General features: G+C 73.4%; 6 protein-coding genes. 5 read left to right on the top strand and 1 reads right to left on the bottom strand.

Annotated features, from left to right (window positions below; all coding sequences use genetic code 11):
* Positions 1–115: 115 nt before the first annotated feature.
* The 4 genes from AOK23_RS19470 (at position 116) to AOK23_RS19455 (ending at position 5,492) form a co-directional block, all read left to right on the top strand.
* Positions 116–1,762 carry an alkaline phosphatase D family protein gene (locus tag AOK23_RS19470; RefSeq protein WP_055713974.1) on the top strand — a complete coding sequence of 549 codons (1,647 nt, stop codon included), beginning with the start codon at positions 116–118 and terminating at the stop codon, positions 1,760–1,762.
* Between the two features lie 166 nt (positions 1,763–1,928).
* Positions 1,929–3,962: an FAD/NAD(P)-binding protein gene (locus AOK23_RS19465; protein ID WP_055713973.1), complete on the top strand. Its 2,034-nt coding sequence runs from the start codon at positions 1,929–1,931 to the stop codon at positions 3,960–3,962.
* Between the two features lie 84 nt (positions 3,963–4,046).
* A complete protein-coding gene (locus AOK23_RS19460) occupies positions 4,047–4,499 on the top strand; it encodes a DoxX family protein (protein ID WP_055713972.1) in 453 nt (150 codons plus the stop codon).
* Between the two features lie 381 nt (positions 4,500–4,880).
* Positions 4,881–5,492 carry a DedA family protein gene (locus tag AOK23_RS19455; protein WP_055713971.1) on the top strand — a complete coding sequence of 204 codons (612 nt, stop codon included), beginning with the start codon at positions 4,881–4,883 and terminating at the stop codon, positions 5,490–5,492.
* An 85-nt stretch (positions 5,493–5,577) separates the two neighbouring features.
* On the opposite strand, the gene AOK23_RS19450 is transcribed toward AOK23_RS19455, so the two are convergent.
* Complete coding sequence (locus AOK23_RS19450; RefSeq protein ID WP_055713970.1) at positions 5,578–5,808, bottom strand: DUF2277 domain-containing protein; 231 nt, start codon at positions 5,806–5,808, stop codon at positions 5,578–5,580.
* Between the two features lie 158 nt (positions 5,809–5,966).
* Between AOK23_RS19450 and AOK23_RS19445 the strand changes: the two genes are divergently transcribed.
* Positions 5,967–6,878, top strand: a complete 912-nt coding sequence (locus tag AOK23_RS19445; protein WP_055713969.1) for a ketopantoate reductase family protein — start codon at positions 5,967–5,969, stop codon at positions 6,876–6,878.
* The last annotated feature ends 31 nt before the right edge of the window (positions 6,879–6,909 follow it).

Below are 6,909 nucleotides of genomic sequence, written 5' to 3'. Positions count from 1 at the left end.
GCGGACCACCCTCCTCCGTCGTTCCGTACCGTACGGGGCGACGGAGGAGGGTGGTCCGCAGGGACACAGACGTCCCCCAAGGGCCTCCGACCAGAGAGGGAGCGGGTGATCGCCGATGGCGGAACTGCGCCTTGGCCCACTGCTGAGATACGTGGACGGTTCGACCGCGACCGTCTGGGTCGAGACGAGCCGCCCCTGCACGGCCGAGGTGCGCTGCGCCGGCGGCGGGGGCGGCACGGCCCCCACCTTCCAGATCGCCGGCCACCACTACGCGCTGGTGCCGGTGACGGGCCTGACCCCGGGCACGGTGTCGTCGTACGAGGTACTCCTCGACGACTCCCCGGTCTGGCCCCTGCCCGACTCCCGTTTCCCGCCCTCCGAGATCCACACCCCGGCCGGCGGCGACCCGGTCCGTGTCGCCTTCGGCTCCTGCCGCTGGGCCGCGCCGCCCCACGGCGACTCCGACCCTGTGGGGCCGGACGCCCTGGACGCGCTGGCCTCCCGTATCGCCGCCGGGGCGGGCGACGAGCGCCCCGACGTCCTGCTGCTCCTCGGCGACCAGGTCTACGCGGACGAGACCTCCAAGGCCACCCGCGCCTACCTCGCCTCCCGCCGGGATCTGCGGGAGCCGCCGGGCGCGCAGGTCGCGGACTACGAGGAGTACACCCACCTCTACTACGAGTCCTGGCTCGACCCGGGCATCCGCTGGCTGCTGTCCACCGTGCCCAGCTGCATGATCTTCGACGACCACGACGTCATCGACGACTGGAACACCAGCGCGTCCTGGCTCGCCGACATGCGGGACACCCCCTGGTGGCAGGAGCGCATCCTGAGCGGGCTGATGTCGTACTGGGTCCACCAGCACCTCGGGAACCTCTCCCCCGGCGAACTGGCCGCCGACCCGGTGTACGCCGCCGTACGCGCCGTCCCGGACGGTACGGACGTCCTGCGCGCGCACGCCACCGAGGCGGACCGGGACCTGGCCTCGGTCCGCTGGAGCTACCGGCGGGACTTCGGACGCGTCCGCGTGCTGATGCTCGACAGCCGGGCCGCGCGGGTCCTCGACGAGGCGAACCGGTCGATGCTGGACGCGGGCGAGGCCGCCTGGCTGCGGGAGCAGGCGCTGGACGACCCCGGCTCGTGCGACCACCTCCTCATCGGCACCTCGCTGCCCTGGCTGCTGCCACACCTCGTGCACGGGGCCGAGTCGTGGAACGCGGCGCTGTGCCAGGGCGTGCGCGGGGAGCGCTGGGCGCGGCTCGGGGAGAAGGTGCGGCGGGCGGCGGATCTGGAGCACTGGGCCGCGTTCCCGGAGTCCTTCGAGGCCCTGACCGCCCTTACGGCCGAGGCCGGCTCGGGGGACGGCGCCCCGGCGACCGTACTGGTGCTCTCCGGGGACGTGCACCACGCCTACATCGCCCAGCCGTCCTGGCCCGCCGACGCCCCCGCCGTGCCGGACGCCCGCGTCCTGCAGCTCACCTGCTCCCCGGTCCACAACTCCGTCCCGCTGTCCATGAAACTGGGCTTCCACTTCGGCTGGAGCCGGATCGGGCGGGCGATCGGCCGGTGGCTCGCACGGCACGGGCGGGGCGGGCGGCCGTCCATCGACTGGCACAGGGCGGGCGGCCCCTGGTTCGGCAACCAGCTCATGACCCTGACGCTGCGAGGCCGTTCGGCCCGGCTGCGCTTCGAGCAGGCACGGGCCCGACGGGGCGAGAAGGCCCGGCTGGAGACGGTCACGGAGTCGGTACTCACCCCCTAATACCGCCATTGGACACGGTTGGCACCCCTGTTGCCCGGGATGCGCGTGAGGCATCCCACACCGGGCGCCCTGAAGGGTTTCAGTGCTCCGTTCGCGTGCCGTCCGACGGCATGATGAGGCGGACCGTCCGCTTCCTCTCGGGCGGTCCGCCGCATCGCGCCCCACGATGCGCCCCACACGCACGGGAGTTACCCCCTTGTCCGAGTTGCCAGGGATCAGTGACATCGGCGTCGCTCTCGTCGGCGCCGGCCCCCGCGGCACCAGCGTCCTGGAACGCCTCTGCGCCTCAGCACCCGAACTGCTGCGCCCCGGAATCCGGTTGACCGTCCATGTCGTCGACCCGGCCCCGCCGGGCCCCGGCCAGGTGTGGCGCACCGCCCAGTCCCCGCAACTGCTGATGAACACCGTGGCCTCGCAGGTCACCCTGTTCACCGACGAGAGCGTGAACTGCTCGGGTCCGATACGCCCGGGGCCGAGCCTCCACGAGTGGGCCGCCGACCGGGCCGACCCCGGCGGCCCGCCCGCGCCCGGCCCCGACGACTATCCGACCCGCGCCCAGTACGGCCGTTACCTGGAGTGGGTCTTCGCCGAGACGGTGCGGGGCGCGCCGCCCGCGATCCGGGTACGGACGCACCGGACCCGCGCGGTCCGCCTCGACGACGCCGCCGACGGCAGCCAGCGCCTCACCCTCGCCACCGGTCACGTCCTCGCCGACCTCGCCGCCGTGGTCCTCGCCCAGGGCCATCTGCCCACGGTCCCGGACGAGGAGGAGCGCCGTACGACGGCGTACGCCGCCCGGCACGGTCTGCGCCACCTCCCGCCCGCCAACCCGGCCGACCTCGACCTCTCCTCCCTCGCCCCCGGCGAACCGGTTCTCCTGCGCGGACTCGGCCTCAACTTCTTCGACCACATGGCCCTGCTGACGACAGGCCGGGGCGGCCGGTTCGTGTACGACCGGGACGAGGAGGAGCCGGGCCTGCCGGGCGCCCGGCGGCCCCGGTCGCCGCGCTACCTCCCCTCGGGCCGCGAGCCCCGCCTCTACGCCGGCTCCCGGCGCGGAGTGCCGTACCAGGCGCGCGGCGACAACGCCAAGGGCCCCTACGGCCGCCATGTGCCGCTGGTCCTGACCCCCGAGGTGATCGCCGGCTTCCGCAAGCGCGCCGACTCCGGGGAGGCACCGGATTTCCTCGCGGCGATATGGCCGTTGGTGGCGAAGGAGGTGGAGACGGTCTACTACGAGGCGCTGAGGCGACGCCCGGGCGAGGAGGCGACGGGCGAGCAGACGACGGGCGAGCAGACCGCGGGCGACGACACCTTCCGTGAGCGGTTCCTGGCCGCACCGCACCGCAGCCGCCAAGAGGCCGCCGTCCTCGACGAGTTCGGGGTGCCCGAGCGTGACCGCTGGTCCTGGGAGCGTGTCTCGCGCCCGTACGCGGGGCTCGTGTTCCCGGATCCGGAGGCCTGGCGGGCCTGGCTGCTCGCCCACCTCCGCGAGGATGCCGCGCGGGCCGCGCTCGGCAATGTGGCGGGCCCGGAGAAGGCCGCGCTGGACGTGCTGCGGGACCTGCGCAACGAGCTGCGTCTGATCGTGGACCACGGCGGACTGACCGGTGACTCCCGCCGGGAGCACCTGGACCGCTGGTACACCCCCCTGAACGCCTTCCTCTCCATCGGCCCGCCCCGCAGCCGTATCGAGGAGATGACCGCGCTGATCGAGGCGGGCGTCCTGACGGTCCTCGGCCCCGGCCTGGAGGTACGGCAGGACGACGGGGCCTGGCTCGCCCACTCCCCCGACGTGCCGGGCTCCGACGTCCGGGTCACGACGCTCATCGAGGCACGGCTGCCCGAACCGGACGTTCGCCGGACCGCCGACGAACTGCTCGCCAGGCTGCTGCGCGAGGGCGCCTGCCGCCCGCACCGGGTGGACGGGCACGAGACGGGCGGGCTGGACGTGACATCCCGGCCTTATCACCTGATAGACCGTCACGGGGTGCCGCACGAGAAGCGGTTCGCTCTCGGGGTGCCGACGGAGGGGGTGCACTGGGTGACCGCCGCGGGAGCCCGACCTGGCGTGGATTCGGTCACTCTTTCGGACGCGGACGCGGTGGCACGAGCCGTTCTACGCGCGGTAACGGGGGGAAAATCCGACCAAGCGGAGGTAAGGACCTGGCCAGATGTTGAACTAGTAAGTATCGAGTAGCAGTGCATAACTGGAGTGACCCGCCGGTAATCCCGTCCCCACCGGTCCCACCAGGACCGGGTGATACCGAAGGAGTCACCCCACATGACCGGACGCCTCAACAGCGCCCAGCCATACGTCCTCGGGTTGTTCCGCATCGTCATCGGACTGCTGTTCACCTGCCACGGCGCCAAAAGCCTCTTCGGCCTCCTCGGCGGCGTCGACGGCCAGGGCGGAACCGCCGCCACCGGAGCCTGGCCGGGTTGGTACGCGGCCGTCATCCAACTCGTCGGCGGCAGCCTGGTCCTCGTCGGCCTCGGCACCCGCTTCGCCGCGTTCATCGCCTCGGGCGCCATGGCCTACGCGTACTTCAAGGTCCACCAGCCGGAGGCCGTGTGGCCCGTCCAGAACGGCGGCGAGCTCGCGGCCCTCTACTGCTGGACCATGTTCCTCCTGATCTTCACCGGCTCCGGCGCGCTCGGCCTGGACAAGTTCATCGCCAAGCGCTCGACGGCCCACACCAGGGAGGCGAGGAAGCGGGAGCCGGTGGCGGCCTGACCGACCGTGAGGCCGCGAGGCCGCGAGACACGAAGACGGGTCGGAGAGGACCGGTCGCAGAGGGCCAGTCGCAGAGGGCCGGTCAGTGCAGGCCGGTGACCGTCGGCCGACGGCCGCCGGTTGATCGCCGGTTGATCGCCGGTCTCCTCACCGCCGCGGCAGCACCGGGCCGCCGGGGGCGCCACACGCCCCCGGCGGTCGTGTGTGCACTCCTTTCCTCCCCCGGCCCGTCCCTGCCCCTTCCGGCCGTACGAACCGCCTCTGATGAACCGTCCATGACGGACACATGAGCCCCTGTGGGCCCTCTGTCGTACCCGGGGCGTACGCTGTTCGGCTATCACGGGATCACCGTGATGTCGGGGGACAACAGGAGAGTGCTCGGTGCTTGAGAGTCTGGGCTGGCTGACCGCCGGCCCATGGATCTACGCCGTCGTGGCCGCGTCCATCGTGCTGGACGTGTTCCTCCCGGTCCTGCCGAGCGGTGTGCTGGTCGTCGCGGCGGCCACGGCGGCCGCGGCGGAGACGGCGGCGGGCGCGATGCCCCGCGACGTCCCCGACGTGCTCGTCCTGATCCTCGCGGCGGCCACGGCGTCCGTCCTCGGCGACCTCGTGGCGTACCGCCTGGCGTGGGCGGGCAGTGCGCGTCTGGACCGCGCGATCGCCCGGTCCCGGCGCCTGACCACCGCGCAGGAACGTCTCGGCGCGGCTCTCGCCCGGGGCGGCGGCCTGCTGGTCGTCATCGCCCGCTTCGCCCCTGCGGGCCGTTCGGTCGTCTCCCTCGGCGCGGGCGCCGCACGCCACCGCGCCCGCGACTTCCTCCCCTGGTCCGCGTTGGCGGGCCTCGCGTGGGCCGGCTACAGCGTCGCCCTCGGCTACCTCGGCGCCCACTGGCTGGGCCCCACCTGGCTCGCGGCGGCGGTCTCCCTGGCCGCCCTCTTCGGCGCGGGCGCGGCGGCGGCGTACTTCATGCGGCACCCGCGGGCCGCCGGCTGAGGGCCGGAGAACCCGAGCGGGTCATGGCGCCGTGGTGCGGGCGTCGCACCTACCCGACCCGCCGGACCTACCCGACCCGCCGGACCTACCCTGCCCGCCGGGCCGCGGCGCCCCGTACCTCCAGCCCCGCCAGCAGATCCGCCGTGGCGGCCGCGACGGCATTCACCGCGTGATCGAACACCTCACGGTTGTGGGCGGCGGGCGCGCGGAAACCGGACACCTTGCGGACGTACTGCAGGGCGGCGGCCCGGATGTCGTCCTCGGTGGCTTCCTCGGGGATCGCGGGCGGTCGCAGAGTCTTGATGCTTCGGCACATGAGCCCAGTCTCCCGCGCGGGTCACACTCCCACCTCGGCATGAAGTGAATCCTTGGGTATCAGCAAGTTTCCCCGAGGATTGACTTCACCCTGCCCCCTTGTGATCATCACGGAGGCCGCCGGCCGACCGACGAAGGCGACGCAGAGACGAGGGGACCATGTCGACGAACGAACGGCTCACCGTGGCGGTGCTCGGACCCGGCGGGGTGGGCGGCCTGCTCGCCGCGCTCCTCGCCCGCGCGGGCAACCGCGTCATCTGTCTGGCGGGGGACGAGACGGCCCGCGCGCTGGACAAGGACGGCATCAGCGTCACCAGTGCCCGCTTCGGCGACTTCACCGCCCGTGTGGAGACCGCCGCCGAACTCCGCGAACCGGTCGACGCGGCCCTCCTCACCGTGAAGCACACCACCCTCGGCCCGGCCCTGGACCGCCTCCCCGCGTCGTCCCTGACCCCCGGCACCCTCGTCGTCCCGTTCCTGAACGGTGTCGAACACCCGGCGGCCCTGCGCGCCCACTACGGCGACACCGCCCACATCGCCCCGGCGACCATCCGTGTCGAGTCGACCCGGGTCGCGCCGGGCGTCATCGCGCACGGAAGCCCCTTCGCGGAGGTCGACCTGACCGGCGACGAGGCCCCCGTCGACCGCCTCAACGCCCTTGCCGGAGCCCTCGAATGGTCCGGCATCGCCACCCGAGTGCTGCCCGGCGAGACGGCGGTGCTGTGGGCGAAGATGTCGTTCCTGGCCCCGTTCGCCCTGCTGACGACCCGCTACGGCCTGCCCCTGGGCGAGATCCGCACCCGCCACCGCGAGGAACTGACCGCCTTGGTCGAGGAGACGGCGGCGGTCAGCGCGGCGGTCGGCGCCCCCGTGGACCCGGCCGAGGCGGTACGCCGCTACGACGCCTTCCCGCCCGGCACCAAGTCATCGATGCAGCGCGACGCCGAGTCCGGCCGCCCGCTCGAACTGGACGCGATCGGCGGCGCACTGCTCCGCGCCGCCGAACGCCACGGCGTACCGGCCCCGGTGGCGGCGAGGGTGGTGGCGGACCTGAGGGCGGCGGGCCACTGAGCCCACCACGGCCGCGCCCCGCCCCACGGCC

The sequence above is a fragment of the Streptomyces torulosus genome, assembly GCF_001419765.1.
GTDB classification, from domain to species: Bacteria; Actinomycetota; Actinomycetes; order Streptomycetales; family Streptomycetaceae; genus Streptomyces; species Streptomyces torulosus.
Note: the sequence above shows the minus strand (reverse complement) of the source record. Positions and strands in the feature narration are given on the sequence as shown.